At 61.7% G+C, this 26,305-nt stretch carries 23 protein-coding genes; 12 read left to right on the forward strand and 11 right to left on the reverse strand.

The features are described 5' to 3' along the window. The first annotated feature begins 50 nt into the window (after nt 1–50). Nucleotides 51–2,825 (forward strand): DNA polymerase I, encoded by a 2,775-nt coding sequence (gene polA / locus ACP7E3_RS03765; RefSeq protein WP_017849026.1) that lies wholly within the window; start codon nt 51–53, stop codon nt 2,823–2,825. Nucleotides 2,826–3,094: 269 nt separating this feature from the next. On the opposite strand, the gene yihA is transcribed toward polA, so the two are convergent. After that, nucleotides 3,095–3,736: a ribosome biogenesis GTP-binding protein YihA/YsxC gene (yihA, locus tag ACP7E3_RS03770; protein ID WP_017849027.1), complete on the reverse strand. Its 642-nt coding sequence runs from the start codon at nt 3,734–3,736 to the stop codon at nt 3,095–3,097. A gap of 192 nt (nt 3,737–3,928) precedes the next feature. Here yihA and ACP7E3_RS03775 point away from each other — a divergent pair, with 192 nt between their 5' ends. From ACP7E3_RS03775 to ACP7E3_RS03800, 6 genes are all read left to right on the forward strand, one after another. After that, on the forward strand, nt 3,929–4,228 hold the full coding sequence (locus ACP7E3_RS03775; RefSeq protein WP_426122311.1) for a c-type cytochrome: 300 nt from the start codon (nt 3,929–3,931) through the stop codon (nt 4,226–4,228). Nucleotides 4,229–4,265: 37 nt separating this feature from the next. Continuing rightward, nucleotides 4,266–4,871 (forward strand): c-type cytochrome, encoded by a 606-nt coding sequence (locus ACP7E3_RS03780; protein ID WP_017849029.1) that lies wholly within the window; start codon nt 4,266–4,268, stop codon nt 4,869–4,871. 167 nt (nt 4,872–5,038) lie between these two features. Further along, nucleotides 5,039–5,674, forward strand: coding sequence for a thiol:disulfide interchange protein DsbA (gene dsbA, locus ACP7E3_RS03785; RefSeq protein ID WP_017849030.1), 636 nt, complete (start codon nt 5,039–5,041; stop codon nt 5,672–5,674). Between the two features lie 10 nt (nt 5,675–5,684). Continuing rightward, nucleotides 5,685–6,563 carry an endonuclease/exonuclease/phosphatase family protein gene (locus ACP7E3_RS03790; RefSeq protein WP_104904180.1) on the forward strand — a complete coding sequence of 293 codons (879 nt, stop codon included), beginning with the start codon at nt 5,685–5,687 and terminating at the stop codon, nt 6,561–6,563. After that, a complete protein-coding gene (locus ACP7E3_RS03795) occupies nt 6,560–8,647 on the forward strand; it encodes a GGDEF domain-containing protein (RefSeq protein ID WP_426122314.1) in 2,088 nt (695 codons plus the stop codon). The genes ACP7E3_RS03790 and ACP7E3_RS03795 overlap by 4 nt, the downstream gene beginning before the upstream one ends. Before the next feature lie 88 nt (nt 8,648–8,735). Then, the gene (locus ACP7E3_RS03800; RefSeq protein ID WP_017849033.1) at nt 8,736–9,512 is read left to right on the forward strand and encodes an N-acetylmuramoyl-L-alanine amidase; all 777 of its coding nucleotides are present in this window, start codon (nt 8,736–8,738) and stop codon (nt 9,510–9,512) included. Between the two features lie 3 nt (nt 9,513–9,515). Here ACP7E3_RS03800 and ACP7E3_RS03805 read toward each other — a convergent pair whose 3' ends face one another. After that, nucleotides 9,516–11,303, reverse strand: a complete 1,788-nt coding sequence (locus ACP7E3_RS03805) for a KinB sensor domain-containing domain (RefSeq protein ID WP_126589234.1) — start codon at nt 11,301–11,303, stop codon at nt 9,516–9,518. Between the two features lie 10 nt (nt 11,304–11,313). Further along, complete coding sequence (gene algB, locus ACP7E3_RS03810; protein ID WP_017849035.1) at nt 11,314–12,660, reverse strand: sigma-54-dependent response regulator transcription factor AlgB; 1,347 nt, start codon at nt 12,658–12,660, stop codon at nt 11,314–11,316. Nucleotides 12,661–13,036: 376 nt separating this feature from the next. On the opposite strand from algB, the gene ACP7E3_RS03815 reads away from it, so the two are divergent. The 5 genes from ACP7E3_RS03815 to ACP7E3_RS03835 all read left to right on the forward strand — a co-directional run bounded on the left by ACP7E3_RS03815 (nt 13,037) and on the right by ACP7E3_RS03835 (nt 17,435). Then, complete coding sequence (locus ACP7E3_RS03815) at nt 13,037–13,336, forward strand: hypothetical protein (protein WP_017849036.1); 300 nt, start codon at nt 13,037–13,039, stop codon at nt 13,334–13,336. Between the two features lie 79 nt (nt 13,337–13,415). Further along, nucleotides 13,416–13,580 carry a DUF1328 domain-containing protein gene (locus ACP7E3_RS03820; RefSeq protein WP_003170804.1) on the forward strand — a complete coding sequence of 55 codons (165 nt, stop codon included), beginning with the start codon at nt 13,416–13,418 and terminating at the stop codon, nt 13,578–13,580. Between the two features lie 2 nt (nt 13,581–13,582). Continuing rightward, nucleotides 13,583–14,050 (forward strand): inhibitor of vertebrate lysozyme family protein, encoded by a 468-nt coding sequence (locus ACP7E3_RS03825; RefSeq protein ID WP_046381532.1) that lies wholly within the window; start codon nt 13,583–13,585, stop codon nt 14,048–14,050. Between the two features lie 728 nt (nt 14,051–14,778). Then, nucleotides 14,779–16,110 carry a glutamate/aspartate:proton symporter GltP gene (gltP, locus tag ACP7E3_RS03830; protein WP_046381531.1) on the forward strand — a complete coding sequence of 444 codons (1,332 nt, stop codon included), beginning with the start codon at nt 14,779–14,781 and terminating at the stop codon, nt 16,108–16,110. A gap of 95 nt (nt 16,111–16,205) precedes the next feature. Next, nucleotides 16,206–17,435 carry a nucleoside recognition domain-containing protein gene (locus ACP7E3_RS03835; RefSeq protein WP_017849039.1) on the forward strand — a complete coding sequence of 410 codons (1,230 nt, stop codon included), beginning with the start codon at nt 16,206–16,208 and terminating at the stop codon, nt 17,433–17,435. Between the two features lie 103 nt (nt 17,436–17,538). Here ACP7E3_RS03835 and ACP7E3_RS03840 read toward each other — a convergent pair whose 3' ends face one another. The 8 genes from ACP7E3_RS03840 to ACP7E3_RS03875 form a co-directional block, all read right to left on the reverse strand. Then, entirely contained in the window at nt 17,539–18,150 is a 612-nt protein-coding gene (locus ACP7E3_RS03840) for an ABC-type transport auxiliary lipoprotein family protein (protein ID WP_057004949.1), read from the reverse strand. Next, nucleotides 18,147–19,085, reverse strand: coding sequence for an MlaD family protein (locus ACP7E3_RS03845; protein ID WP_046381529.1), 939 nt, complete (start codon nt 19,083–19,085; stop codon nt 18,147–18,149). The genes ACP7E3_RS03840 and ACP7E3_RS03845 overlap by 4 nt, the downstream gene beginning before the upstream one ends. A 1-nt stretch (nt 19,086) precedes the next feature. Then, a complete protein-coding gene (locus tag ACP7E3_RS03850; RefSeq protein WP_046381528.1) occupies nt 19,087–19,890 on the reverse strand; it encodes an ABC transporter ATP-binding protein in 804 nt (267 codons plus the stop codon). Next, nucleotides 19,887–21,035: an ABC transporter permease gene (locus ACP7E3_RS03855; protein ID WP_046381527.1), complete on the reverse strand. Its 1,149-nt coding sequence runs from the start codon at nt 21,033–21,035 to the stop codon at nt 19,887–19,889. The genes ACP7E3_RS03850 and ACP7E3_RS03855 overlap by 4 nt, the downstream gene beginning before the upstream one ends. 54 nt (nt 21,036–21,089) lie before the next feature. Further along, on the reverse strand, nt 21,090–22,121 hold the full coding sequence (locus tag ACP7E3_RS03860; RefSeq protein WP_046381526.1) for a DUF5924 family protein: 1,032 nt from the start codon (nt 22,119–22,121) through the stop codon (nt 21,090–21,092). Nucleotides 22,122–22,191: 70 nt separating this feature from the next. Further along, nucleotides 22,192–23,574 (reverse strand): M16 family metallopeptidase, encoded by a 1,383-nt coding sequence (locus ACP7E3_RS03865; RefSeq protein ID WP_079442565.1) that lies wholly within the window; start codon nt 23,572–23,574, stop codon nt 22,192–22,194. A 57-nt stretch (nt 23,575–23,631) separates the two neighbouring features. Then, nucleotides 23,632–25,290, reverse strand: a complete 1,659-nt coding sequence (locus tag ACP7E3_RS03870; RefSeq protein ID WP_126589231.1) for a Na/Pi cotransporter family protein — start codon at nt 25,288–25,290, stop codon at nt 23,632–23,634. 211 nt (nt 25,291–25,501) lie between these two features. Then, nucleotides 25,502–26,269: a TerC family protein gene (locus tag ACP7E3_RS03875; RefSeq protein ID WP_017849047.1), complete on the reverse strand. Its 768-nt coding sequence runs from the start codon at nt 26,267–26,269 to the stop codon at nt 25,502–25,504. Nucleotides 26,270–26,305: the final 36 nt, after the last annotated feature.

A 26,305-nucleotide genomic window follows, 5' to 3' on the forward strand; every position in this document is an offset into this window, starting at 1 on the left:
GTGGTCCGGCTATTCTAGCGCCTGACCCGCCGAAAAGGTTGATCCTGCTCATGAGCCAAGCCCCCCTCGTCCTGGTGGACGGTTCTTCATATCTGTACCGCGCCTTCCACGCGCTGCCACCGCTGACCACTTCCAAAGGCCTGCCGACCGGTGCGGTCAAGGGCGTGTTGAACATGCTCAAGAGCCTGCGCAAGCAGTACCCGGACAGCCCGTTCGCGGTCGTGTTCGACGCCAAGGGTGGGACCTTTCGCGACGAAATGTACGCCGAATACAAGGCCAACCGCCCAAGCATGCCCGACGACATGCGCCTGCAGATCGAGCCCCTGCACCAGAGCGTGATCGCCCTGGGTTTCCCGCTGTTGTGCGTCGAAGGCGTCGAAGCCGATGACGTGATCGGCACCCTGGCCCGCAGCAGCGCAGCCGCGGACCGCCCGGTGGTGATCTCGACCGGCGACAAAGACATGGCGCAGCTGGTGGACGGGCACATTACCCTGGTCAACACCATGACCGGTAGCGCCATGGATGTGGAGGGCGTAAAGGAGAAATTTGGCGTCGCTCCGGAGCAGATTATCGACTATCTGGCGTTGATGGGCGATTCGTCCGACAACATTCCTGGCGTTCCGGGCATTGGTCCGAAGACCGCTTCTGGCTTGCTGGTGGGCGTCAATGGCGGCCTGAAAGAGCTGTATGAAAATCTGGATATTGTGCCGAGCCTGCCTATCCGTGGGGCCAAGACCCTGCCGGCCAAGCTGCAAGAGCATAAGGACATGGCCTTCCTCTCCTATCAACTGGCGACGATCAAGATCGACGTGCCGCTGGACGTGGGCCTGGATGATCTGCACCTGATCGAGCCGGATCGCGAAAAACTCCTGGAGCTGTACACCCTCCTGGAGTTCAAAAGCTGGTTCGAGGAAGTGCAGCGCGACGCCAAGCGCACCGGCTTGGAGGTGGCGGCTCCGGTCGCCGAGAATGCGCCGGTCGTCAGCACCGAGCTCAAGTACGAGACCATCCTCGATCAGGCGCGTTTCGATGTGTGGCTGAAGAAGCTCGGCGAGGCCAAGCTGTTCGCCTTCGATACCGAGACCACCGGCATCGATGCACAGCAAGCGCAGCTGGTTGGGTTGTCGTTCGCGGTGCAGCCCTACGAAGCGGCCTACATCCCGCTGACCCATTCCTACATGGGCGTGCCGGAGCAGCTGGACCGCGACACGGTGCTGCGCGCGCTCAAGCCGATCCTCGAAGACCCGAGCAAGCTCAAGGTGGGCCAGCACGCCAAGTTCGATATGAATATCCTGGCCAACTGTGCCATCGGTGGCGATCAGAATTGTGGCATCACGGTGCAGGGCATTGCCTACGACACCATGCTCGAATCCTACGTCCTCGACTCCACCGCCACACGGCATGACATGGACAGCCTGGCTCAGAAATACCTGGGTCACACCACGGTGAGCTTCCAGGATATTGCGGGTAAAGGCGCCAAACAGCTGACCTTTGACCAGATCTCCCTCGAACAGGCCGGCCCTTACGCGGCTGAAGATGCCGACGTCACCCTGCGCCTGCACCAGACCTTGTTCGAAAAACTCCAGGCGATCCCGAGCCTGGTCAGCGTGCTGACCGATATCGAGATGCCGCTGGTGCCGGTACTGGCGCGTATCGAGCGCCAGGGCGCACTGGTGGATGCCAAGTTGCTCGGCGTGCAAAGTGTTGAGCTCGGCGAGAAGATGGTCGAACTGGAGCGTGAGGCATTTGCCATCGCCGGTGAGGAATTCAACCTCGGCTCGCCCAAGCAATTGGGCGCGATCCTCTACGAAAAACTCGGCCACCCGGTTCTCAGCAAGACCGCCAAGGGCCAGGCGTCGACCGCCGAAGCGGTGCTTGCCGAACTGGCCGAGCAGGATTTCCCGCTGCCCAAGGTGCTGATGCAGTACCGCTCCATGAGCAAGCTGAAAAGCACCTACACCGACCGCTTGCCTGAGCAGATCAACCCGCGCACCGGGCGCATCCACACGTCGTATCACCAGGCGGTGGCGGCCACCGGGCGTTTGTCGTCGAGTGATCCGAACCTGCAGAACATTCCGATCCGCACCGCTGAAGGCCGGCGGATTCGTCAGGCGTTCGTCGCGCCAAAAGGCTACAAGCTGCTGGCGGCGGACTACTCGCAGATCGAGCTGCGGATCATGGCGCACCTGGCCAAGGACGAAGGCTTGCTGCACGCCTTCCGCAATGACCTGGACGTACACAAGGCCACCGCCGCCGAAGTATTTGGCGTGGAGCTGGGCGCGGTCACCACCGACCAGCGTCGCAGCGCCAAGGCGATCAACTTCGGCCTGATCTACGGCATGAGCGCGTTTGGCCTGGCCAAGCAGATCGGTGTCGATCGTAAACAGTCCCAGGCCTATATCGACCGTTATTTCGCCCGCTATCCGGGCGTGCTGGCCTATATGGAGCGCACCCGCGCCCAGGCGGCCGAGCAGGGTTATGTCGAGACGATCTTCGGTCGCCGCCTGTACCTGCCGGACATCAACGCGAAGAACCCGGCGCTGCGCAAAGGCGCCGAGCGCACGGCGATCAACGCGCCGATGCAGGGCACCGCGGCGGATATCATCAAGAAAGCCATGGTGGCGGTGGATAACTGGCTGACCGCGTCAGGCCTGGATGCCAAAGTCATCCTGCAGGTACACGATGAGCTGGTGCTGGAGGTTCGCGAGGATCTGGTCGATCAAGTGCGTGACGAGATCCGCCAGCACATGAGCCACGCGGCGACGCTGGATGTGCCGCTGCTGGTGGAAGTGGGCGTGGGTGATAACTGGGACGAAGCGCACTGATAGCGCGGTTCTGCCACCGCCGAGGGTGGTGGCAGAACGCTTTAGATCCGAAAACGCCGTCGCTTATTGCAAATAGTTTTTTGTACCTGCCGGAACTTAACTCATGAAATGCCACTCAGAGTTACTGAATGGGTGGTGAAGCCCTTCAATGCTCCTATGTTGTGTTAAGTGTTGGCAGATATCTGGACCCCGCCCTAGCGGTCCGGAGCTTGAACCCCGAACTTCCCCTCCCCATACGAAGTCCGGGGTTTTTTTTGCCTGCGCAAAAGTCACTCCGCGGTTTCTGCGCCCTTGTCGGCCAATTCCATCCAGTCGGCCAGCACGGTGTAGGCTTCTTCCAGGCCCAGGCGCTTTGGCGCCGAGAACAGCTGGATGGTGATGGTGTCACCCCAACCTTTGCGGATTTCCGCCTGCACCTTCAACAGCGTGTTCTTGGCGGCGCCATAGGTCAGTTTGTCGGCTTTGGTCAGCAGGATATGCATCGGCATGCCGCTGGCGACTGCCCAGTCGAGCATCAGCAGGTCGAAGTCGGTCATTGGATGACGGATGTCCATCATCAGAATCAAACCCTTCAAACTCTCCCGGCCACCTAGGTAAGCCTCGAGGTGACGCTGCCAGTGCAGCTTCAGCGGGATAGGTACTTTTGCATAACCGTAGCCCGGAAGGTCGACCAGACGCCGATCATCGTCTAGCTTGAAGAAGTTGAGCAACTGCGTGCGGCCCGGGGTTTTCGAGGTGCGCGCCAGGCTGGCATGGGTCAAGGTGTTCAGGGCGCTGGATTTGCCCGCGTTGGAACGGCCGGCAAAGGCGACTTCAAAGCCCTCGTCATCGGGGCATTGGTCCACTTTGGCGGCGCTGAGCATGAAGGTGGACTGTTGGCACAGGCCGAGGATGGGGTTCTTGAGTTGCATGAGATTTCCGATATGGGCGGTGCCGAAAAAGGGTGCGGCAAGCGGTGTCGTTTCCGTTTCAGTAGCGCCAGTATATAATGCCGCAGATTTTGTGTGTGCTTTGTCCCAGCGAAGGATGAAGTTCACGGGAGCGATAGACCTTTATTGCGCATTAGAACGCAAAACGCTCCCAAACCCTGAAAAGGTCGATGTATGACCAGATGGTTGCTTGCTGTCGGTGTCTTGATGCCGCTTTACGGCGCTCAGGCTACACAGGAACCGGAAGCGGTGTACAACCGAGTTTGCGTGGCTTGCCATGCCGGCCAACTGCCGAACGCCCCGAAGCGGGGTGACCAGGCAGCCTGGGCGCCCAGACTGGCGCAAGGCATGGACATGCTGGTGCAACACGTGACCCAGGGTTTCAAGGCAATGCCGCCGCGTGGTTTGTGCATGGACTGCAGTACCGAGGATTACCAGGCCATCATTGAGTGGATGGTGAGTAAACCCGGTTAGATAACTCTTAAACCCTTAGCCGTAGTTGGATTAGCTGATGAACAAACTGATCGTGAGTCTGCTGTTGACCTTGGGCATCACCGGTGTTGCCCATGCTGCAGGCGACGCTGCTGCGGGTCAGGCGAAAGCCGCCGTGTGTGGTGCTTGCCATGGACCGGATGGTAATAGCCCGGCGCCGAACTTCCCTAAACTGGCCGGCCAGGGTGAGCGTTACCTGACCAAGCAGATGCACGACATCAAGGACGGCAAGCGCACGGTCCTGGAAATGACCGGCTTGCTGACCAACCTCAGCGATCAGGACCTGGCCGATATCGCGGCCTATTTTTCCAGCCAGAAAGGCAGCGTGGGAGCTGCTGATCCGAAGCAAGTGGCCCGTGGCGAAGAACTGTTCCGTGGCGGCAACCTCGACAAAGGCATGCCTTCCTGCATCGGTTGCCACTCGCCTAACGGCGTGGGCAACGCCGCTGCGGGCTTCCCGCATGTGGGTGGCCAGCATGCGCAGTACGTCGCCAAGCAACTGACGGACTTCCGTGAAGGCAATCGCACCAACGACGGCGATACCAAAATCATGCAGAGCATTGCCGCCAAGCTGAGCAACAAGGACATCGAAGCGGTTTCCCAATACATTCAGGGGCTGCACTGATCGAGGGCTGCGTTAACGCTCGATTAATCCGTTGATGCAAGCATAAAAAGGGTGGCCTAGGCCGCCCTTTTTTGTGGCCGGTGCCGTTACACTAACGAACTCATGCCCGCGCAGACCTGTCACAACAAAGGTCGCGTGAGGCGACTTTATTTGTCCAGGAGTAAAGCATGCGTAATCTGATCCTCAGCGCCGCTCTCGTCACCGCCAGCCTCTTCGGCATGACCGCACAAGCCGCCGACGTGCCGCTTGAAGCCGGTAAAACCTACGTGGAATTGGCCAACCCCGTGCCGGTTTCGGTGCCGGGCAAGATCGAAGTGGTGGAGCTGTTCTGGTACGGCTGCCCGCATTGCTACGCCTTCGAGCCAACCATCAACCCATGGGTTGAGAAACTGCCCAAGGACGTGAACTTCAAACGCATCCCTGCCATGTTCGGCGGCCCATGGGATGCCCACGGCCAACTGTTCCTGACCCTGGAAGCCATGGGTGTCGAGCACAAGGTTCACAACGCTGTCTTCGAGGCGATCCAGAAACAAGGCAAGCGCCTGACCAAGCCTGAGGACATGGCTGACTTCGTCGCGACCCAAGGTGTCGACAAGGACAAGTTCCTGGCCACCTTCAATTCCTTCGCCATCAAGGGCCAGATCGAAGCCGCCAAGAAACTCGCCGTGGCTTATGGCGTGCAAGGCGTTCCGACCATGATCGTCAACGGCAAGTACCGTTTCGACCTGGGCACCACCGGCGGTCCTGAAGCGACCCTCAATGTGGCCGACCAGTTGATCGCCAAAGAACGCGCCGCCAAGTAAGGGGCCTGCCATGCGTCGCTGGGGTACCGAACGCGTTGTCGGTCTGCATGACCCGCAGGTCAACGAAGCTCACCTGGAATCCACGGGCCTGCCGGCGGACAGCCGCCTGCGGCTGCTCAGCTTCAATATCCAGGTGGGTATCAGTACCGAGAAGTACCGGCACTACCTCACTCGTGGCTGGCAGCACTTGCTGCCCCACAACGGGCGGGCCGGCAACCTGCAGAAGATCGGCGACCTGTTGGGCGACTTCGACCTGGTCGCCCTGCAGGAAGCCGACGGCGGCAGCATTCGCTCCGGCTACATCAACCAGGTGGAACACCTGGCCCAGTTGGGTGCATTTCCCTACTGGTATCAGCAACTCAATCGCAACCTCGGGCGTCTGGCGCAGCACAGCAACGGCGTGCTCAGCCGCCTGAAACCATCGGCCATCGAAGATCACCCATTGCCGGGCCCCAAGGGTCGTGGCGCGATTCTCGTGCGTTTTGGCGAAGGTTCGGAAGCCCTGGTGGTGGTGATGATGCACCTGGCGCTCGGGGGGCGGACCCGCAACCTGCAGTTGGCCTACGTGCGTGAGTTGATTGGCGGCTACAAGCATCAGGTGTTGATGGGGGACATGAACACCCATGCCACCGACCTGCTGCAGAATTCCCCGTTGCGTGACCTTGGGTTGCTGGCGCCGCAAGTCGAAGCCACGTTCCCCAGCTGGCGCCCGCAACGCTGTCTTGACCACATCCTGCTCAGTCCGACCCTCACGCTTGAAAGTGTGCAGGTGCTGGCGCAGCCCATCTCCGATCACCTGCCGGTCGCGGTAGAGATTCGTCTGCCGGGTTCGCTCACGGTGGATGCATTGCCCGCGTTGAGCCCCGGCCCTCGCGGACCCCTTGCATGAGCGACGAAGCCCAGCGCTGGAAAGAGAAATACCTTAAAAGCATCGATCAACAAGACAAACTCGAACGCCGCTGGGCCGCCCGCCTCGACCTGCTGCGCCGAGGCTTGGTGCGCAGTACGTTGGCCGCTGAAGGCACCGACCGCGCGGTCGATCAATGCATGAAGGAAATGCGCGACGTGGTGCGCAGCGACGACATGGATGCCGCCCTCGCCGCATTGCTGCCGCGCCTGGAAAAAGCCGTACTGGATTCGGAGCAGCGTCGCGAAACCCGGATTGACCAGATGAGCGCCGCGCTCACGGCCCTGGTTGCGCAGTTGCAGAAACTGCCGCTGCCCCGCGAGGTGGCCCGCCCGTTGAAAACCTTCGCCAAGCAGCTGGATAGCCGCGTGGGCCAGGCGCGCGAGATCCCGCTGTTGCTCAGTGAGTTGAGCAACCTGCAAGGGCAGGCGTTGAATAACCTGGAACCGGACGGCGAAACCCCACGCCCCGGTCCCGGCCTGCTGCAACGTCTGTTTGGCGCCAAGGAAGTTGCGAGTGAGGCGCCGACCGGCGAGCCCGCGCCGCCGCCTTCTGCGCCTTCTGCGCCCGTCGCCGCCGCCAGGCCGGTGCCCGAACCTGTCGCCGAGGCGGCACCGCCGCCCCAGTCCGACGAGTTGGCCCAGGCCCTGCGGGCGTTCGCGCCGTTGCCGCAAGGCTCGGCCCCGCCCCCGCCGGAACCGCCGGAACCGGTGGCGGCAGCCAAGGCGGCCACGGTGGCCGAGGTCGTGAGCCCGGTCGTCGCCCCCGAAGCCGCGCCCCAGCCCGTGCCGATCGCCCGGCCCGTCGAAGTGGCGGCGCCTGCCGCGCTTCCAGCAGCGGCGCCAGAACCTGGCGCCGAAAGCGCACTCGCCGCGCTTATCGAACCACCGCCGGTTCAGGTCGATGCACCGCAACAAACCGTCATCGGCAGCCTGTCACTGCCGCCGGTGCTGGACGCGCCGGACCCGGACGAGCTGCTGGCGGACGCAATCTACGCCCTGCCCGATTCGCCGGAGCCGTCCTACAGCTCCGTGGCCAAACACATTGAAGACACCTTGCTTGGCCTGCTGGAAGACCTGTCCCTGCCCGAGCGCCACCGGCCCCAGGCCGAAGCCATGCGCGAGCGCCTGGCCCATGGTTTGAACTGGTACGAACTGCTGCCGATCCTCGATGACCTGGCCACGCTGATGCTGGCGATCACCGACAGCGGCCAGCATGAGTTCGAGGCCTACCTCAAGCAGCTCAACGAACGCCTCGAAGCATTCCAGGGCCATCTGCAGACGGCCAGCGAAGGCTATGCCGACAGTCGCTCGGCCGCCCGTGAGCTGGACACGCAAATCCGCGAACAGGTCGACGGCCTGCAAAGCAGTGTGCAGGGCGCCGCCGACCTGGACAGCCTCAAGCAGGTATTGGAAAGCCACCTTGAAGGCCTGCTCGGCACCATGGACCAGCACCAGCAGCAGCGTGACCTGCGCGAGCAGGAAGTGGCGGAGCGCTTGAAAGGGCTCGCCGAACGCGTCGCCAATATGGAGCAGGAGGCCCAGGGTTATCGCGATCACCTCGAAGTGCAGCGCCAGAAAGCGCTGGTCGATCCGCTTACCGGCTTGCCCAACCGTGCCGCGTGGAGCGAGCGCCTGGACCATGAGGTCAACCTCTGGCATCAGCGCGGCAACAGCCTGTCGCTGGCGATGCTGGACCTCGATCACTTCAAGCGTATCAACGACGGTTACGGGCACCTGGCCGGCGACAAAGTGCTGAAAATCATCGCCAGCGTGCTGCGCAAGCGCCTGCGCCCCGGCGACTTCATTGCGCGCTTCGGCGGCGAAGAGTTTGTGTTGCTGATGCCCGACTCACCCCTGGCGAATGCCCTGAGCGCTGGCGAAGTGCTGCGCGCGGCGATTGAAGTCTGCCCGTTCCACTTCAAGGGCGAGCCGGTGACGATCACGGTGTCGATGGGCGTGGCGCAGTTCCAGCCCGGCGAGCGCAGCGACCTGGCGCTCAAGCGCGCCGATGAGGCGTTGTACCGGGCCAAGGCAGCGGGACGTAACCGGGTGCAGGCGGCCTAAAAGATGTTCCATTTTGTAATTTGACGTTCGGGCCACAAACGGTACGTTACACTGTTGCATTATCGTCTTCAGCGTAACGTTATCCGCCATGAAATCCGTGTACTTCGCCTTTGTGTTCCTCCTGCTCAGCGGCTGCGCCAGCGGCCCGCGCCTGGATACCAGCCACCCTTCGGTCAACCATGACAACCGCGTGCAGTTCGTGGTCGTCCATTACACCTCGACCAACCTCGAACGCTCCCTGGCGCTGCTGACCCATGGTCAGGTCAGCAGCCATTACCTGATCGGCGACGACGCTTCGGGCACCATCTACAAGCTGGTGGATGAAAGCCAGCGCGCCTGGCATGCAGGGGAAAGCGAGTGGATGGGCCGCACCTGGCTGAACTCCAGCTCCATCGGGATCGAGATCGTCAACCCAGGGTTCCGCGACACGCCGACGGGCCGCGTGTGGTACCCGTATTCCGAAGCGCAGGTGAAATCCCTGGAGGTGTTGCTCAAGGACATCAGCACGCGCAACGGAATCGACCCCAGAAACATCATCGGTCACAGCGACATCGCGCCGCTGCGCAAGCTGGACCCGGGGCCGTTGTTCCCATGGAAACGCCTGGCCGAGAAAGGCCTGGGCGTCTGGCCCGACGCGCAGGCGGTGGCACGCTTCCAGGCGCAGTACGCCACGGACCTGCCGAGCATCACCTGGTTCCAGGAAGCGTTGGCGCACCTGGGCTACCAGACGCCGCAGACCGGTGAGCTGGACGTCGCCACGCGCCATGTGCTCGCCGCGTTCCAGATGCACTTTCGCCCTGCGCTGTTCGATGGTACGCCGGATGCCGAGAGTGCCGCGATCCTGCGTGCCCTCGACCGGCGTTAATCGCTACAGCGGCAACGCCATGTAGAACTGCGTGCCCTGCCCCGGCCGCGAATACACGCCCATGCGGCCGCCGTGCAGTTGCACGATCTCCTTGCACAGCGCCAGCCCCAGGCCGGCGCCGCCTTTCTTGCGGCCCACCTGCACGAAGGGTTCGAAGATGCGCCCTTGTTGGCCATAGGCGATACCTTCGCCGTTGTCCTCAACGCTGATGATCACCCGCTCGCCATGGCGCCGTGCCTGCAGACGGATCTGCCCGCCCTCGGCGGTATGGCGCAGGGCGTTGCCCAACAGGTTGTCGAGCACGCGTTCCAGTTGCGCCTGGTCGGCATACAGCCGAGGCAGGTCGGGCTGGGCTTCTACCAGCAGTTCGATGTGTTGTGCATTCGCCGGCTCGGCAAAGCGCGCCCGTGCGTGCTCCAGCAGGTCGGTGACATCGCACGCGGCCAGGGTGAGTTTCTGCAGGCCGTTCTGGTAGCGCGAAAAGTTGAGCAAGTCGTTGATCAGTTGCATCAGGCGCTGCATTTCTTCATTGACCGTATCCAGCAGGTCCGCTTCACGGGACTCCGCAGGAAACTTCGCGCGTTCGCGGAACAAACCGAAGGCCATGTGCATACCGGTCACCGGCGTGCGCAGTTCGTGGGAGGCGCGCAACACGAACTCGCTGCGTACCCGTTCAAAGGCGCGCTGTTCGGTGACGTCATGCAGCACCATCACGGCACCGAGGATATGCCCCTGGGTGTGGCTCACCGGCGTCAGGCTGTAGGTCAGCAGGCGCAGTTCGCCCTCGACTTCCACTTCCAAGTCGTCCGGCGCGCGCTCCAGGCTGCCGCCACGCAGCACCAGTTGCAGCTGATCGTCCATTTCCGGGCGACCCAGCGCCTCGCCCAGGCCCTGGCCGAGACGTTCCTCGTCCCAGCCCAACTGGCGCTGTGCCACTGGGTTGAGGTGCTCCAGGCGGCCTTGCCGGTCAATCATCAACAGGCCGTCGTCGATACTGTCGAGTACCGCCTGCAGGCGCTGCTGGCCGGCGAGCAACTCATCGATATTGGTTGCCTGATGCTGGCGCAAGGCTTCGGCCATGATGCCGAAGCGCCGGGTCAGTTGGTTCATTTCCGCTGCCGAAGAAATGGGCAGGGTCACTTCAAAATCGCCTTGCCCGATCTTGTCGGCGGCCTTGGCCAGTGCTTCGATCGGCGCGCCAAACCGTCGGGCGATGCCATGGGCGGTAACAAAACCGATGATCAACACCGCGAGGCCAACCAACCCCAGCAGCCCGGCGATCAACAAGGCGCGCTCGCGGGATTTATGTTCGCTGGCGCTGATGTTTTCCAAGGCCTGCTTGTGCTCGGCGATCAGGCCGTTGCGCAGGACATTGAAGGTTTCGGTGATTTTCTCTTTGCTGCCGGGCGGTGGGGACGCTTGTTGAGACTCGTCAAAAGCCGCCAGGAAGCGCTGATAGTCGGCCCGGGCCCGGCTGAAACCGCCGCTGTTCCCGTCGCGCTGTTCATGCGCAATGCCTTGGTCGAGCAGCTCGAAGTAACGCTGTTCGGACGCTTGCAGCGCCTCGGGATTGGGGCGCTGTTCGAGCATCATCATCAACTGATCGCCCAGGCTCTGGCGCAGTTTGAGTCCCAGGTCGAGGGTGATGAAGTTGCTGCGGATCGACGACTCCTGGGTCTTGGCCATCTGCATCACGCTGACCAGGCCCAGGATCAACCCCAGCAGGGCGACGGTGATCAGCGCTGAGATACTCAGGAATAACCGAGTGCGCAATGTCATCGCTAACTTCATAGGGTGCCGCTCACAGGTTGTACTGTTTGCGTTTGCGGTACAGCGTCGACGCGTCGATGCCCAGGGTGCGGGCCGCCTGATCCAGGGTGTCGCTGGTGGCAAGTACCGCGCCGATATGCGCTTTTTCCAGCTCGTCCAGGCTCAACGCTGCACCGATACGGGGGGCATTGTTGGTCGGCTGTTCGGCCATCCCGAGGTGGCTGATTTCGACTTTTTCCTGCGGGCAGATAATGCTCGCGCGCTCCACCACGTTGCGCAGCTCGCGGATATTGCCCGGCCAGCGGTAGTTGAGCAGCGCTTCGCGTGCCTCATCGCTGAAGCCCCGCGCCGGTCGGGCGTATTCCTTGACGAAGCGGGCGAGGAAGCGGTCGGCCAAGGCCAGGATGTCTTCGCTGCGTTCGCGCAACGGCGGCAGGTGCAAGGTGATGACGTTGAGGCGGTACAGCAAGTCTTCGCGGAAGCGGCCGTCGCGCACCATGTCTTCGAGATTCAGGTTGGTGGCCGCGAGGATGCGTACATCGGCGCGCCGGGTGACCGGGTCGCCCACGCGCTCGTATTCCTTGTCCTGGATAAAACGCAGCAACTTGGGTTGCAGAGTGAGGGGAAAGTCGCCGATCTCGTCGAGAAACAGCGTGCCGCCATCCGCCTGGTTGACCCGGCCCAAGGTGCTTTCGCTGGCGCCGGTAAAGGCTCCGCGGCTATGGCCGAACAGTTCGCTTTCCATCAGCTCCGCCGTCAGCGACGGGCAGTTGATGGTGACGCAGGATTTCTTCGAGCGCTTGCTCCAGCCATGAATGGCCCGCGCCAGCTCGCCTTTACCGGTGCCGGACTCGCCGAGGATGAGGATGTTGGCGTCAGTCCCGGCCACTTGGCGCGCAGTTTCCAGCACCGCCATCATCGCCGGGCTGTGGGAGTCGAGACCGTCTTTCGGTTGGCGCACTTCGCCTTCCAGTGCTTCCAGGCGCGCGGAGAGCTGGCGCACTTCCAGCTGTTTGGCGGTGGCCAGGCGCAGTTGGTCGGGGCTGCACGGTTTGACCAGATAATCAGCCGCGCCGGCCTGGATGGCATCCACCGCGGTGTCGACGGCGGAATGCGCGGTCACAATCACCACGCGCATCCACGGCGCCTGGATACGCATCTGCGCCAACACATCCAGGCCGTTGTCCTCGCCCAGGCGCAGGTCGAGGAAGCACAGGTCGAACACCTGGCGTTGCATCAAGGCATCGGCCTGGGCGGCGCTGTTGGCGGTGGCTACGGTGTAGCCCTCATCTTCCAGGCAATAACGGAAGGTACGAAGGATCGCGGATTCGTCGTCCACCAAAAGAATGCGGCCTTGAAGTTCCTTGGCTGATTCCATCTGTCCCGCGCTCCTTAATATGAATGATGGTGTTTAGTCCCGGAATAATCGGGCAAGTTGCATGGTTCATTCTGATCGATAAAACGCAACGTCGTGCAGCTATCTGCCTGCATTCCTACAAAGCCTGCGCCCAATGGCGTTTTCATGCCTTCTTGCCACTTCGGCAACGCGCGATGGGTTTTCTATCCGTCGATCCGACCGCTGGCGATCGTGCATTTCGCACGGCGCCCAGGCGGCCATCGTGCAGGATGCTGGGCTTTGCTCCGGTCGCATATATCTAACTGATTGATTTAGTTGAATATTATTTTGTAAAAAAACTGGCATGCGCTCTGCAATAGCTCTCCTAACGAATAATCAAAATGCGGGAGAAAGCAGCATGACTCGCCCAAGCCTCAGCTCACTGCATGTATCGCCACTGCGCTTGCAACAAGGCCTGTTTGCCAGCCTGGCCTTGATGGTCACGTTGATTGGCGGCCAGCAGCTGCAGCATTGGCAGCAGAGTCAGCAGCAAACCCCGCATTTCGAACGTCCGGCGATGACCCAGACCCACTTTCGTTCCATTGATAGCCGTTCCGTTGGCAGCGTTTCTGCCGATGTAACCGTTCCCCAACTGCGGATGGTTGACCAGGCGTCTGCCCTGAATGAACTGCCATCCCAGGAACGTTGGGTGTTCTAGGCAATAAAAGGTCGCTTGAGTTGAGCGATTGCACGGCAGTACCGCTGTCACCCCCTATAAAAGCGTAAGGAGAATCACCATGTTGAGTTGGGCAATCACTTTTCTGATCATCGCCATTGTGGCTGCAGTCCTGGGCTTCGGTGGTATCGCGGGCACCGCCACGGGTATCGCCAAGATCCTGTTTGTGGTCTTCCTGGTGATGTTCATCGCTTCGTTCTTCTTTGGTCGTCGTGGCCGAGGCTGAATATGACCCGTTTGTCCCTCAAAACCATGGCTGCCGTCCTGCTCCTGGGCGGCAGCGGCTTGGCGATGGCCGCTCACGACGGCCAGAGCCGCGCCAACGAATTGCTCGGCGCGGACCCGCAGTACCGTGAAACCTGGCAAAGCGTGGTGAAGAAAGAAGAGCGCCTGCCAGAATGGGTCATGAACCTGTCTGGCGCCGCCGAGCAAATGAATGCCGTCGAAGAAGGTGGCGACAAGTACTTGGTCGGGCCGCTCTGCGAAACCGCAGACACCTGCCGAAACAAGCGCCTGATCGTCGCCTTCAGTTACGACAAGGAAGATGCCTACGCCATGTTGGTGGAAGTCCCGGCCGGCCTGCCGGCGGACAAGTCCCCGACCCGGCACGCCGATTACCGGTTTATCGGTAAGCCGGACGCAGGCATGCAAAAACTGCTGATGGAGCAGCTTAAGAAAGATCCGAATTGGTACTAGGTTCCGTCTGATGCATTTGTCGTCTACGGGACTGGCGTCCATAGAAAGAAGCCTGTGCGCTTCTTTCTGTTTGCATCGCTCGCCAAGGGTGATGCATGACCAGGGGGCCGGGTTGCTCTGATCCTTCGCGATCGGCGCGACCTACGGGGACAGGGAGTGCCTGCGCAAGGGCCGGGTCAGGTGAAAAGCTGCGCCGCAAGTCCACCCGCTTTCGAGCTTGCTGGATTTGCGGCGCGCTTATGACGTTCATCCCCGCTTCTTATGCCGCTCATAGCCGAGAGTCTTCTTTTCGCCCGAGCCCAATCATTACTGGGTATGTCGGGGCGACCATCTATCGAGAAAATTTTGCCTGCGCTATAGGACATTTCAGACAACAGGCCCCTGAATACACAGGCATTTTCGCGAATGCCCTGAGGTCTCCTGAATCTCTGAGCGAGCCTGATTTGACCGGTTCACGGCATATTCACCGGGCAACATGTCGCATTTGAACTGACCGTTCGGACAGTTATTCTTAAAAAAAGCCATGCCGATTCGGCATGGGGTAGGCGTTTACGGCATTAGACGTCGCCCCCTTGCATGGGAATAGTTGCGCCTTTTTTCGCCTGCCAGTAAGCCATTTCGGCCATGCGGCGATGACTTTCTACGGAGGCAGATGCACACACTTTTTCGCTTCCGAGCGTTGCAGCTGGCGCATTTGCCTTAAGTTCACTTGAAGTAAGGGTAATGACATGAAGAAGGCAAAGCTAAGCCTCGCCTGGCAGATCCTCATCGGTTTGGTGCTGGGTATCGCAATCGGTGCCGTGCTCAACCATTTCAGTGCTGAAAAGGCCTGGTGGATCAGCAATGTGCTGCAGCCAGCGGGCGATATCTTTATCCGCCTGATCAAGATGATCGTGATCCCGATTGTGATTTCTTCGCTGATCGTCGGCATTGCCGGTGTCGGTGACGCGAAAAAGCTCGGGCGCATCGGTGTCAAAACCATCCTTTACTTCGAAATCGTCACCACCATCGCCATCGTGGTCGGCCTGTTGCTGGCCAACCTGTTCCACCCCGGTACGGGCATCGACATGAGTACCCTGGGTACCGTGGACATCTCCAAGTACCAGGCGACCGCAGCGGAAGTGCAGCATGAGCATGCGTTCGTCCAGACCATCCTCAACCTGATCCCGTCGAACATCTTTGCCGCCGTCGCGCGTGGCGAGATGCTGCCGATCATCTTCTTCTCCGTGCTGTTCGGCCTGGGCCTGTCGAGCCTCAAGCCTGAGCTGCGCGAACCGTTGGTGACGATGTTCCAGGGCGTGTCCGAGAGCATGTTCAAAGTCACCCACATGATCATGAAGTACGCGCCTATCGGTGTGTTCGCGCTGATCGCGGTGACCGTCGCCAACTTCGGCTTCGCTTCCCTGCTGCCATTGGCCAAGCTGGTGATCCTGGTTTACGTCGCCATCCTGTTCTTCGCCTTTGTGGTCCTGGGCCTGATCGCACGCCTGTTCGGCTTCTCGGTGATCAAGCTGATGCGTATCTTCAAGGATGAGCTGGTGCTGGCCTACTCCACCGCCAGTTCGGAAACCGTGCTGCCGCGTGTGATCGAGAAGATGGAAGCCTACGGCGCGCCGAAGGCGATCTGCAGCTTCGTGGTGCCGACCGGTTATTCGTTCAACCTCGATGGTTCGACCCTGTACCAGAGCATCGCGGCGATCTTTATCGCGCAGCTGTATGGCATTGATTTGTCGGTCGGCCAGCAACTGATGCTGGTGTTGACGCTGATGGTCACCTCCAAGGGCATCGCCGGTGTGCCGGGTGTGTCCTTCGTAGTGTTGCTGGCGACGCTGGGCAGCGTGGGCATTCCGTTGGAAGGCCTGGCGTTCATTGCCGGCGTCGACCGAATCATGGACATGGCGCGTACCGCGCTCAACGTGATCGGCAACGCCCTGGCGGTACTGGTTATCTCCCGTTGGGAAGGCATGTACGACGATGCCAAGGGCGAGCGCTACTGGAACTCCCTGCCGCACTGGCGCACCAAGCAAGTGCTGCCGGTCGGCGAGACCAGCCGCGGCTGAGGCCAGCCTGATGCGAACAAACCCCGGGAAATCCGGGGTTTGTCGTTTCTGCCAGCCCCGCTATCATTCGCCCCATCTTTCGGGGGATTCAACTGATGCTCAATGGCCTGTGGCTTGGCTTCTTTGTCGTGGCAATGGTGTCAGCACTGGCGCAATGGCTGGTGGGCGGTAACGCCGGGATTTTTGCGGCGATGGTGGAAAGCATTTTCGCCATGGCCAAATTGTCGGTGGAGGTCATGGTGTTGCTGTTCGGCACCCTGACGTTATGGCTGGGGTTTTTGCGCATCGCCGAAAAAGCCGGGATCGTCAATTGGTTGGCCAAGGCCCTGGGCCCCCTGTTCCGCCGGCTGATGCCGGAAGTGCCGGCCGGCCACCCGGCCATCGGCCTGATCACCCTCAACTTCGCCGCCAACGGCCTGGGCCTGGACAACGCCGCCACGCCCATCGGCCTGAAAGCCATGAAGGCGTTGCAGGAACTCAACCCGATCCCCAATACCGCGAGTAACGCGCAGATTCTGTTCCTGGTGCTCAACGCGTCCTCGCTGACGCTGTTGCCGGTGACCATCTTCATGTACCGCGCCCAGCAAGGCGCGGCCGACCCGACGCTGGTGTTCCTGCCGATCCTGCTGGCCACCAGCGCGTCGACCCTGACGGGCTTGCTCTCGGTGGCGGTGATGCAGCGCCTGCGGCTGTGGGACCCGGTGGTGCTGGCCTATTTGATCCCGGGCGCACTGCTGCTGGGCGGCTTCATGGCATTGCTGGCGACCTTGTCCGCCACGGCGCTGGCCGGGCTGTCGTCGATCCTCGGCAACCTGACGCTGTTTGGTCTGATCATGCTGTTCCTGCTGGTCGGCGCGTTGCGCAAGGTGAAGGTGTACGAGGCGTTTGTCGAAGGGGCCAAAGAAGGCTTCGACGTCGCCAAGAACCTGCTGCCATACCTGGTGGCGATGCTTTGCGCGGTGGGCGTGTTGCGTGCGTCCGGCGCGCTGGACTTTGGCCTGGAAGGCATTCGTCATGTGGTGGCCTGGACCGGCCTGGACACGCGCTTCGTCGACGCGCTGCCGACCGCGATGGTCAAGCCGTTCTCCGGCAGTGCCGCACGGGCGATGTTGATCGAGACCATGCAGACCCAGGGCGTCGACAGCTTCCCGGCGTTGGTGGCGGCGACGGTTCAGGGCAGTACCGAGACCACCTTCTATGTGTTGGCGGTGTATTTCGGCTCGGTGGGCATCCAGCGGGCAAGGCATGCGGTGGGTTGTGCATTGCTCGCGGAGTTTGCTGGTGTGGTGGCGGCGATTGCGGTGTGCTACTGGTTTTTCGGTTAAGGCTTGGATAGCTATCGGGAGCAAGCTCCCTCCCACATTCAACCGTATTCATCCTGACGAAACGCGGTCAACTGTGGGAGGGAGCTTGCTCCCGATGAGGCCCTCAGCGCTTCGGCGCAGTGTTGCCCTGCGCCACCACCCAATCCACCACCTGCTTGTTCAACTGATCCCCCGCCAGCCCAAACCCGGCCACCACCGCCGGTACTTTGTTGTCGCCGACTGGCTGGCGCACTTCAAACCGGCGGCTGGCAATGATCCGCTGATCGCTGCCGCGCACCAGCCGCGCATCCAGGCGGATCACCACCTCCACTGCGTTGCCGCGGTATTCGCTCTGGAACGCCTGCAATTGCCCGCCCAACTCGTAGTCGGCCTGCAGGTTGGTCTCGTCGCTGCTCAGCAGTGTCACCCGGCCATCGCGCTGGAAGCCATCCATGAAGCGGTTACGCAGCAGCACCGGCGCCGGGTCGCTCCAGCGTGAGTTGGCGTAGCTGCTGATCAGATCACCCTGGGGCACCACGGCAATGCGCGAGCTGTCGAGGAACTCGCTGGTCTGCGGCTTGGTCACGCGCAGCGACCAGGCTACCGGCGCCGCTTGGGTGGTCGCCGGGGCCGAGGCCAGGCGATAGACGTCGGACGGGTTGGGGCTGGGCAGGATCGAGCACGCGCTGACCAGCGCCAGGGCCACGGGGGCGATCAGTTGGTAAGCACGCTTCATGGCGTGAACTCCTTGTTCTTGTCGCTGCCCAGCAGGTAACCGCTGGGGTTGGCTTCCAGGCGGCGGGAGATGGCGCGCAGCGAACCGAGGGTTTCGCGCAGTTCGCGCACGGCCGGCGCCAGTTCGTTGAGGCCCTGCATGCCGCTGTTCACCGAGTCCTTGTTATCGGTCAGCAAGGTATTGATGGTCGCGGTGCTTTGCTCAAGGGATTTCATCGCCTGTTCGGCGCTGCCGAAGACCTGCTTGCCTTGATCGTTGAGCAGGCCGTTGGCATTGCGCATCAGCGCAGTGGTCTGCTCCAGGGCGGCACCGGCCTGCTTGCTGACCTGCATCAGTTGCTGCATCACCACCTTGATATCACCGCGCTGCTCGGCAATCGCGCCGGTGGTTTGTTCCAGGTGGTCCAGGGTGTTGCTGATGCGCTCGACATTCTGCGCGGAGAACATTTCGTTGGCGTTGTGCAGCAGCAGGTTGATGCTGGTCATCAGGTCGTTGCTGTTGGTCAGCAACCGCGCGATTGGCGATGGCGAGGCAATGATCTCCGGCAGGTTGCCGTCCTTGCCCTTGAGTTTCGGGCTTTGCGGTGTGCCGCCGCTGAGCTGGATGATCGATGTGCCAGTGATGCCGGTCAGCGCCAGTTTGGCCTGGGTGTCTTCCTTGATTGGCGTCTGCCCGGAGAGGCGGATGCGCGCGAGCACGCGGCGCGGGTCTTTGGGGTCCAGGCGCAGGCTGATGACATCGCCCACCTTGATCCCGCTGTACTGCACCGAGCTGCCCTGGGACAGGCCGCTGACCGCCTCGTTGAAAATCACTTCGTAATCCTGGAACGCGGTGTCGACGCTGGACTTGGCCAGCCACAGGCCGAACAGCATCGCGCCGACCACCACAATCACGCTGAACAGACCGATCATCACATGATGGGCTCGGGTTTCCATGTCATACCTCGTTGAGCGGTTGAGCGGCATCCAATGCCGCGCGGCCCCGGGGGCCGTGGAAATATTCGTGAATCCAGGCGTCGTCGGTTTCCGAGACGACATCGATGGCATCGGCCACCAGCACTTTCTTCTGCGCCAGCACCGCCACGCGGTCGGTGATGGTGTACAGCGTGTCCAGGTCATGGGTGACCAGGAACACACTCAAGCCCAGCGCATCGCGCAGGGTCAGGATCAGTTGGTCGAATTGCGCGGCGCCGATCGGGTCGAGCCCGGCGGTGGGTTCGTCGAGGAACAGGATGTCCGGGTCCAGCGCCAGGGCACGGGCCAGGGCTGCACGCTTGATCATGCCGCCGGACAGCGACGCCGGGTATTTGTCGGCCGCCGACAACGGCAACCCGGCCAGGGCCAGTTTGACCGCAGCCAGGTGCTCGGCGTCGGCGCGGCTCAGGCCGGCGTGTTCGATCAGCGGCAGCGCGACGTTCTCGATCACCGTCAGCGAGGAAAACAGCGCGCCCTTCTGGAACAGTACGCCAAAGCGTCGTTCCACCAGGGAGCGCTCATGCTCCGGCAGGTTCGACAAGTCCTTGCCGAATACCCGTACCTCGCCTGCGCTGGGCCGGCGCAGGCCGACGATGCTGCGCAGCAGCACCGACTTGCCGCTGCCGGAACCGCCGACCACGGCGAGGATTTCGCCCTTGTACAGATCCAGGTCGAGGTTTTCATGCACGCTCTGGCTGCCAAAGCGATTGCACAGCCCACGGACTTCGATCACCGCCTCGCTGGGCGCTCGGGGTCGGCGACTCACCAGCTCATCTCCATGAAGAACAGCGCGGCGACTGCATCGAGCACGATCACCACAAAAATCGATTGCACCACGCTGGAGGTGGTATGGGCGCCGACCGACTCGGCGCTGCCGCTGACCTTGAAGCCTTCCAGGCAACCGATGGCGGCGATCAGGAAGGCGAAGAACGGCGCTTTCACCATGCCCACCAGGAAATGCTTCACGCCAATGTCCGACTGCAGCAGCGAGAGGAACATCGCCGGTGAAATATCCAGAGTCAGCGCACACACCACCCCGCCGCCGACAATCCCCGAGAGCATCGCCAGGAACGTCAGCATCGGCAGCGACACCAGCAGTGCCAGTACCCGAGGCAATACCAGCAACTCCATCGGGTCCAGGCCCAGGGTGCGGATTGCGTCGATTTCTTCGTTGGCCTTCATCGAGCCGATCTGTGCGGTAAAGGCACTGGCGGTGCGGCCGGCGATCAGGATCGCGGTGAGCAAGACGCCGAATTCCCGTAGGAAGGAGAACGCTACCAGGTCCACGGTGAAAATCGTCGCGCCAAAGCTCTTGAGTACCGTGGCGCCAAGGAATGCCACCACGGCGCCCACCAGAAACGTCAGCAAGGCGACGATGGGCGCGGCGTCGAGGCCGGTCTGTTCGATATGCGCAACCATCGGCGTCACGCGCCAGCGCTTGGGCCGGAAAATGCTGCGGGCGAAGGTTTCCAGGATCAGGCCGATAAAGCCCAGCAGTTGCTTGCTGTCCAGCCACACTGTGTCCACCGCGGCACCGATGCGCGCCAGCAACTGGATGCCGGCGGCTTCTTCCGGCGCTTTTTCCGGTACGCAGAAATCGTTCAGGGAGCGGTAGACGGTCTTGAGCAGCGCGCGGTCGGCGGCGGACAGGCTGCAATCGGTCTGCTCGGCAGATTGCTCGATGCGGTCCGGGCCCAGCAGCTCCACCAGCAGTGAGGCGCCGGCTGTGTCGAGGGCACCGAGGCCATTGAGGTCGATGCGGGCACCGGCGTCGTATTGGCCGTCGAGTTTGTCCGACAGTTTCTTCAGGTTTGTGTAGTGGGCAAGCGTCCAGTCCCCCGTAATCCTGAGTAACGGGGGGGCGGTGGACGTATCGAGGTGGGCTGTGCCGGCCGAGGTACGAGTGGTCATAAGCTCCGAGCTTGTCTGGCTATCCACAATGCCTACGTAATAGCACGATACAGCTTACTTTGGGTTGTCCGTTTGTGCTGTGTCAGTCACTTTGAAGCGCAGCACACCGATCACCTGCCCGTCCTCGGTCAGCACCCGGACTTGCCAGCGCCCCACGGAGTCGGCCGGGAAGTTCTGCTTGTGGGTCCAGGCGCGGTAGCCTTCCTTGCGCCCGCCGTGGATATCCAGGGCGATGCGGTCGACTTCCTGGCCGTTGAATTTCCACACATGGTAGATCCGCTCATCCAGCCCGCGCGGGGCATTGATCGCGGTATAGGCATACAGCCCGCCGCTGCGCAGTTGGTCGGCGCTGACCTCTTTGAGATCGTCGCCGGGTGTGCGGTCTTGCAACTGGGTGCTGATCGCCACTTCGGTCATCCACAAGGTGGCCGGTGGAACCCAACTGCGTAGGAACCATCCGGCGCAGCCAATCGCGGCCGTGACCCCGAGCAGCATCGCCCAGCCTTTGACGCTGCGCAGCGGCAGGCTTACGGCCAGGCTCGGGATCGACAGGACCATGGCCACGCCGAGGGCCAGCTTGTAACTCTCGGCGGTGGTCAGGTGCAGGATGATCGGCAGCGCGGTGAGCAGCGCGGCGAACAGGGTCAAGGTGTGCAAGGCGAGGAACAGCGAGCGTTTGGGCGCCAGCCACTTGTAATACAGCGGGTCGGTGATCGACACCAGCGCCGCCGCGCCGAGCAGCCCGGTGAAGATCGATTGGCCGCTGTTCCAGGTGGTGGTGATGAAAAAGAACGGCAGCACGAAAAACAGACTTTCCTGGTGGATCATCTGGGTGGCGTAACGCAGCAGCGGTTCGGGGATTTCGCGCTTGAAGAGTTTGGTGAACAGCTGGGTAAAGCTGTTTTCCAGCATCAGCCACAGCCAGCTCACCAGCATGATCACCGCGATCCAGCTGGCCATGCCCTGCTGGCGGTCCACCAGAATGAAGCTGCTCACCCCCGAGATGAAACCGCCGAGTGCAATCACCCCTGGGTAGCGCTTCATCAGTTCGAGGATGCGCTGGATGTAGTGGTTCAGGTTCGGCATTCGGCGGTCACAGTCTTTGTAGGAAAAATCCCAGACAGAATAACGTCTTAGCCCTGGGTGCGGTGCCTCATTACGCGATCCGTTTGCGATAACTGCGCACGCCGATCACTCCAATCGCGATCAGCCCGAGCACACCGGCGCCGATCCAGTTCAGCATGTCGTAGCTCAGCAGCGGTTTCTCGATGCGCCAGTAGCCCGGCTGCTTGAAGAGTTGGCGCATGGCCTGGTTGGTCTGCGTCAGGCTCACGGCCTTGATGCGTTTGACCGGGTCGCTGAAGTGACCGTTGTCGTAGTCGCCCGAGGCGCTCCAGTAATAGTCGGCCAGCGCGCTGTTGCCCTGCACGGCCCAGGCCTGGCGTGCGATGGCGGCGTTTTGCAGGCGGGCGAATGCCGCCGGGTCGAGGCCGTCCTTGAGCAGTTGGGCCGTGAGGTCTTGCAACACCTGTTCGGCTTCGGCGAGGTTTTCCCGTTCGAGGTCGGCATTCAGGCTGAGGAAACCGACGCCGCCGAGCACTTCGCGTTCGCTCCACGGGCCGTAGGACAAAGCGTGCTTGAGGCGCAGTTGGCGATACAGCGCCCAGTCGAGGTAGTCCTTGAGCAGGTTGTAGGTTTCGTCATGCTGGTCGTCGAGTACCGGCTCGGGGAACAACCAGTGCAGTTTGGCGCCGTTGCCGACCCAGCCATGGATCAGGTCGCGGCGGTTGGCGGCGGCGTGCTGGATTTCCGGCAGGGCCAGATGCTCGGTGGGCTCGACCGGGACAAGTTGGCCATAAGTGCGTTCCAGATAGGCCGGCAGCAGTTTGTCGAGGTCGCCGACGATGATCAGCGTCATGTTGTTGGGGGCGTACCAGTTTTTGCGCAGTTGCTCCAACTGGTCGCGGGTCAACTGGCCGGCCTCGGCGCGTTCGGCGCACTTGAGGCCCAGTTCGACCGCCAATTGGTTGCTGGCGGTGTGGCCCAGGTCCTGGCGGTCCAGCAGGCGTTGCAGGTGCGAGTAATGGCCGCCGTCTTCGCGCTCGACCACCTGCTTGGCGGCATTGATATGGGCATCGGTCAGTTCGGTGCGGGTGAGGATCGCCCGCAGCAGGTCCAGGACCTTGCGCTGGTTTTGCGCGGGCGCCTCGATCACGAAGGTGGTGTCGGCGTTGCTGGTGTAGGCGTTCCACTCGCCGCCCAGGGCTTGCATGCGTTCTTCGAGGTCGCCTTCGCCGCCGCCGTCGATACCGCTGAACAACAAGTGTTCGAGCAGGTGCGGCAGTTCCTTGTCTTCGCAACGGAAGTCATCCAGGCCCACTCCGACCACCAGGCGAATCGCCACATGCCCGCGTTCGGTGCCCGGTTTGAGCAGCAGTTGCAGGCCGTTGGGCAAGGTGTAACCCTCGACGTGCAGGCGGTCAAAGGCAAAGGCGTGTGCAGAGCCCATGAGCAGGCAGGCGAGTAACAGGCGACGCATAACTGGCTTCCTGGCGAGTGAGGTCAGTGTTAACTGACTTCAGCGGCCGTCTTACGTTCAGGGCGAATGTGTGATGTCGGCAATATCTTCGGCGGACAGCGCGCCGGTGTCGGACGTTTCCAAGACTACATAAGCACTGCTGCAAAACAATGAGTTCAAGCGTTTCATGTCGGCAATCAGTTCCAAATGCAGGGAACTGGTCTCCAGGCTCTGTACGATCTTGCGTTGCAGGCGACTGACGTGGGCATGGGCCAGGCGCCGCTCCTGGGCGCGGAAGCGGCGTTTCTCGCGCAGCAATTGGCGTGCGCTTTCCGGGTCGGCACTGAGGAATACCGACAGGCCCAGGCGCAGGTTGGCAATCAGTTGGCTGTGCAGGCCGGTGAGTTCTTCCAGGCCCACTTCGGAGAACTGGCGACGTTGGGACGTTTTCTGCTGCTGGACTTTGCGCAGCATGCGTTCGATCAGGTCGCCGGCCAGTTTCAGGTTGATCGACAGCTCGATGATCTCGGCCCAGCGGCGGTTGTCCTGTTCGCTGAGGTCTTCGCGGGGCATTTGCGCCAGGTAGAGTTTGATCGCGCTGTAGAGCGCCTCGACGTCGTCGCTGAGGCTGCGCATTTCCTGGGTGATGGCCGTCTGTTTGCCGCGCAGCACTTCGAGCATTGCGGTGAGCATGTTGTCGATCAGGTCGCCCAGGCGCAGGGTTTCCCGCACCGCGTTGGCCAGCGCCAGGCTTGGCGTGGCCAGGGCGGCGAGGTCCAAGTGGCGCGGCGTGGCCTTGCCGTTGGCCTCTTCCCGTTCGGGCAGCAACCACGCGCAGACCCGGGCCATCGGGCCGATGCTCGGTAGCAGGATCAGGCAGCGACTGACGTTGTAGAGCAGGTGGAAGCTGATGACCATGCCTTGGGCGCTGTAATCCAGGCTGTCCATCCACAACACGAGCGGGTCGAGCACCGGGATGATCAGCAACAGGCCGATCAATTTGTACAACAGGCTGCCCAGGGCCACCTGGCGTCCGGCGGCGTTCTGCATGTTGGTGCTGAGGAAGGCCAGCACGCCGCTGCCGATGTTGGCGCCGATCACCAGGCCGATGGCCACGTGCAAGCCAATCACTCCGGCGCCGGCCAGGGTGGCGGTCAGCAGTACGGCGGCGAGGCTGGAGTAGGAAATCATCGCGAACAACGCGCCGACCAGCGCATCGAGCAGGATATCGCCGGTCAGTGAGGCGAACAGCACCTTCACGCCCTGCGCGTGGGTAATCGGCCCGGCGGCTTCGACGATCAATTGCAGGGCGAGGATGATCAGCCCGAGGCCGATTCCGACCCGACCCAATTGCCCGGCCCGTGTCTGCTTGCGCGAGAGGAAGAAGATCACCCCGAGAAAGATCAGCAGCGGCGACAGCCAGGACAGGTCCAGGGTGAGCACCCGGGCCATCAGCGCCGTCCCGACGTCGGCGCCGAGCATGGTCGCCAGGGCAGGCATCAGCCCCATCAGGCCCTGGCCGACAAACGATGTGACCAGCATGGCGGTGGCGTTGCTGCTCTGCACCATGGCCGTTACCAGGATACCGGCGACGAACGCCAGCCAGCGCTTGGACATGTTTTGCCCGATGACGTGGCGCAGGTTGGAACCGTAGACCCGCAGGATGCCGGTACGGACGATATGCGTGCCCCAGATCAGCAGGGTCACGGCGGAAAGCAGATTGAGCAAGGTCAGCATGCTCGGCCCCCCGTGTGGGTGGGCTCCAACAGGAGCCAATGAGAATTGCCGCGTGCCGTTCTACGTCTTGTACTTAAGCTGTAGTTGGCGAAAGGGCTGTGCGCCAGCATCGCATAGCTAAAGTCGGGTTTGAAACAAAACTGTCATGAAGTCAGTTTTGTGCAGATGAAAAAATGGGGCGCGAACGCCCCATTTCAGCAGCGGATCAAGATTATTGACCCGGAATGTCCTTGCGCAGTTTCACAGGGTCCTGCTGTTTCTTCTTTTTCGCGATGGCGGTACGCATCTTGATGTTCACCGCTTCCACCGCCAGCGAGAACGCCATGGCGAAGTAGACGTAGCCTTTAGGCACATGCACGTCGAAGGATTCGGCGATCAGCACGGTACCCACCACTACCAGGAACGACAGCGCCAGCATCTTCAGCGACGGGTGCTTGTCGATGAAGTCACTGATGGTGCCGGCCGCTGCCATCATCACCAGCACCGCGACCACGATCGCCGCGATCATCACCGGTACGTGGGACACCATGCCGACGGCAGTGATCACCGAGTCCAGGGAGAACACGATGTCGATGATCGCGATCTGGATGATGGTGTAGATGAACTTGCCACCGGCGCCTTTGGGCTCTTCGTGGGTTTCGTCTTCACCTTCCAGGGCGTGGTACATCTCCTGGGAGCTTTTCCACAGCAGGAACAAACCACCGAAGAACAGGATCAGGTCGCGCCCGGAAATGCCCTGGCCGAAGACCACGAACAGGTCGTCGGTCAGGCGCATGACCCAAGTGATGGACAGCAGCAACAGGATTCGCGTGACCATGGCCAGGGCCAGGCCGAAGATCCGGGTACGCGCCTGCATATGCTTGGGCATGCGGCTGACCAGGATCGAAATCATGATGATGTTATCGATGCCCAGGACGATCTCGAGGGCCGTCAGGGTGAAGAAGGCAATCCAGATTTCCGGATTGGTCAGCCATTCCATGTGTATTCCTTTAAGCGAGTGTTAAACCGCGCCAGC

The organism is Pseudomonas sp. PSPC2-3 (assembly GCF_049898265.1).
Taxonomy (GTDB): domain Bacteria; phylum Pseudomonadota; class Gammaproteobacteria; order Pseudomonadales; family Pseudomonadaceae; genus Aquipseudomonas; species Aquipseudomonas veronii.